Genomic DNA, 3,261 nt, shown 5'->3' with positions numbered 1-3,261 from the left:
GCACACTATTGAGTTCTCAAACAACAGACACACCCGGCACCACCACAACATCTCAGCCGTGGATCGCTCCGGAGCAACTTTTCAAACTTACCGGCTGTCTTCCAACTTGTCAAATCCGCATCCCGACTCGCTCTGCCCTGAAGGCTTTCGTGTCGGTTTTTTCGGTCTGACTCCGTGGAGCAGCGCGGAAATAAACTCTACCACCACTTTGGCGGGATGGCCACCGGGACCCCCGAGAGCCCCTCGACACCCAAGGCCCGTGAGACGAAAAAGCCCGGAATCTCAAGGGATTCCGGGCTTTTTGCCGCCAATTTAAGAGAGCGGGCTCACACTACTGCAGTATTCCTGCCGCCTTGGTGGCGGGCTTGAAGTACGCCGCCCCCAGGGGCGGAAGCGTTACGGTCAGCGATGCCGGCTGGCCGTCCCGCCCTTCGCCCGTCGCAGTCAGCTGACCGGCGTTCAGGACACCTGATCCGCCGTAGGCCGCCGCGTCTGTATTGAGGGCTTCGGTCCACGCGCCGGCGGCCGGAACTCCCAGGGGGTAGCCCACATGCGGTCCGCCCGAGAAGTTGATGGCACACACCAGGGGGTTGCCCTCCTTGTCCCAACGGACAAAACTGAGGACGTTGTGGTCAGCGTCGCCACCGTTGATCCACTGGAAGCCGCCGGGCTCGTTGTCCCGGGTGTAGAGCGCCGGCGTCGAGCTGTACAGCTCGTTCAGGTCCTTGGTGAGGAGCTGGATCCCGCGGTGGGCGGGGATATCGGCCAGGTACCAGTCGAGGCCATGCTGTTCGGACCATTCGGCTTCCTGTCCGAATTCGGTGCCCATGAAGATGAGCTGCTTGCCCGGGTGCGCCCACTGGTACGCCAGGAAGGCACGCAGGTTGGCCAGCTGCTGCCAGCGGTCCCCCGGCATCTTCCGGAGCATGGAGCCCTTGCCATGCACTACCTCGTCATGGCTGATGGGCAGCAGGAAGTTCTCAGTGAAGGCGTACACCATCGAGAACGTCACCGTACCGTGGTGCCACTTGCGGTTGACCGGGTCCTCGGAGATGTACTTGAGGGAGTCATGCATCCAGCCCATGTTCCACTTCAGGCCGAAACCGAGCCCGGAGTGGCTGGTGGGGGCGGTTACGCCGGGGAACGCTGTGGACTCCTCGGCGATCATCACCGCTCCCGGGTGGGTCTTGTAGACGGTGGCGTTGACTTCCTGCAGGAACGACATGGCTTCCAGGTTTTCCCGGCCGCCGAAACGGTTGGGCGACCACTGGCCGTCTTCCCGCGAATAGTCCAGGTAAAGCATTGAGGCCACGGCATCCACCCGGAGCCCGTCAATGTGGAACTCGTCAAGCCAGTACAGGGCGTTGGCCACCAGGAAGTTGCGCACCTCGGTCCGGCCGAAATCGAAGATCAGCGTTCCCCAGTCGGGGTGCTCACCGAGGTTTGGATCGGCGTGCTCGTACAGCGGTTCGCCGTCGAACTGGGCCAGGGCCCAGGAGTCCTTGGGGAAGTGCGCCGGGACCCAGTCCAGCAGCACGCCGATTCCGGCCTGGTGGAGGGCATCAACGAGGTACCGGAACTCGTCAGGGTGGCCGAACCGTGAGGTGGGCGCAAAGTAGGACGTGACCTGGTAGCCCCATGAGCCGCCGAAGGGGTGCTCGGCCACCGGCATGAACTCAACGTGCGTGAATCCGAGCCACTTGACGTACTCCACCAGGTCCTTGGCCAGCTCGCGGTAGCCCAGGCCGAGGCGCCAGGATCCGAGGTGGACTTCATAGACGCTCATCGGCGAATTGTGGGGATCACGCTGGGCGCGGGCTTCCATCCACTCGGAGTCCTGGAAAGCGTAGGACGGCTCCACCACCCTGGACGCGGTCAGCGGCGGGACCTCCGTACCGAACGCCAGCGGATCAGCCTTTTCAACCCAATAGCCGCTCTTGGTCTTGATTTCGAATTTGTAGCACGCCCCTGCTAAAACGCCCGGCAGGAAGACTTCCCACACACCGGAGGAGCCCAGCGAGCGGAGGGAATTTTCGCGGCCGTCCCAGGCGTTGAAGTCGCCTTTGATCCTGACAGCCTGTGCATTCGGGGCCCACACGGCAAAGGAGACACCGTCCACGTCACCGAGGGAGGACTTGTAGTGCTGGACGTGTGCGCCCAGCACTTCCCAGAGTTTCTCGTGCCGGCCTTCGCCAATGAGGTGGAGGTCCACTTCTCCCACGGTGGGCAGGTAGCGGTAGGGCTCGTCCATGGTCTGGGGTGCGGCACCCGCGTAGGTAACTTCCAGCCGGTAGTCAGGAACATGGCCGGCCTGGAGCGGCTCCAGCACCGCCACCCACACACCGTTGGCTTCGTGGGTCATGGGAACGGTACCGGCGGCGGTCACGACGCTGACCTCTTCTGCGAGGTGCTTCACCGTCCGGACAGTCACGTGTCCGTGGTCGTCCAGATGGGCGCCGAGTACTGAGTGCGGCGCATGGTGTTCCCCGTTGCCCACCCGGGCAAGCGTGTCCGCGTCCACGTGGAGCGGCACACCGGGCCTGTCTGTACGTGCTGAGCCTGTCATGTTAATACCTTCCGCTGCTGCCTCGGCATGATCGCCGGGGCCTTTACCGCTGAGGAGCCGTCTGGACGCATTCGCAGGAATGGCCAGCCAGTCGGGTCTGTTCCGCAATTCATAAACCACTTCATAGAGCGCCTTGTCCAGCCACAATGCCACAAAGAGCGGTGAGGCGCGGTCGATCGTGCCGGGAGTGACAGCGGCATAGCCGGCAAGGAACGCATCCGCGCAATCGTCCACCCAGGAGGCGGGAACGTGGGCGCCCTGGTATTCCCGTTCGGCCGCGCCCGCGGCGTAGTCAAAGGACCGCAGCATCCCCACGACGTCACGGAGCGGGACGTCAGGGAAGTTCCGTTCGGAGATGGGCCGCAGCGGCTCGCCTTCAAAATCGAGGATGGCCCAGCGGCCAGGCTCATTGGCCCGGCCCGGGACCTGCAGGATCTGGCCCAGGTGCAGGTCCCCGTGGATCCGCTGCAGCGGGCCGGCCGGGACGCCGTCAAGGTCACCAAGAAGCGTGTTCAACTCTGCGTCGTAAGGCCCGACGGCGGCACCGGCTTCCGCCCATGCCTGCCGGACGCGTTGGGCTACTCCGGGGGCAATGATCCCGCCCGGAACAGACTCACCGCTGGTGCCGAGAGCGTCCGCCAGCCTGCGGTGGACAGTTGCCGTTGCAGCACCAAGGCCGTGGGCCTCGGCGGTGA

Annotated in this window: 1 protein-coding gene; it reads right to left on the bottom strand. The window is 64.1% G+C overall.

All coding sequences use genetic code 11. The features are described from left to right. Positions 1 to 331 precede the first annotated feature (331 nt). A partial coding sequence (gene glgB / locus DBR22_RS12015) for a 1,4-alpha-glucan branching protein GlgB (protein ID WP_108599204.1) occupies positions 332 to 3,261 on the bottom strand: 2,930 nt, incomplete at its 5' end.

Source organism: Arthrobacter sp. HMWF013 (assembly GCF_003061105.1).
GTDB lineage: Bacteria > Actinomycetota > Actinomycetes > Actinomycetales > Micrococcaceae > Arthrobacter.
This window is presented reverse-complemented; position numbering and strand designations above follow the sequence as displayed.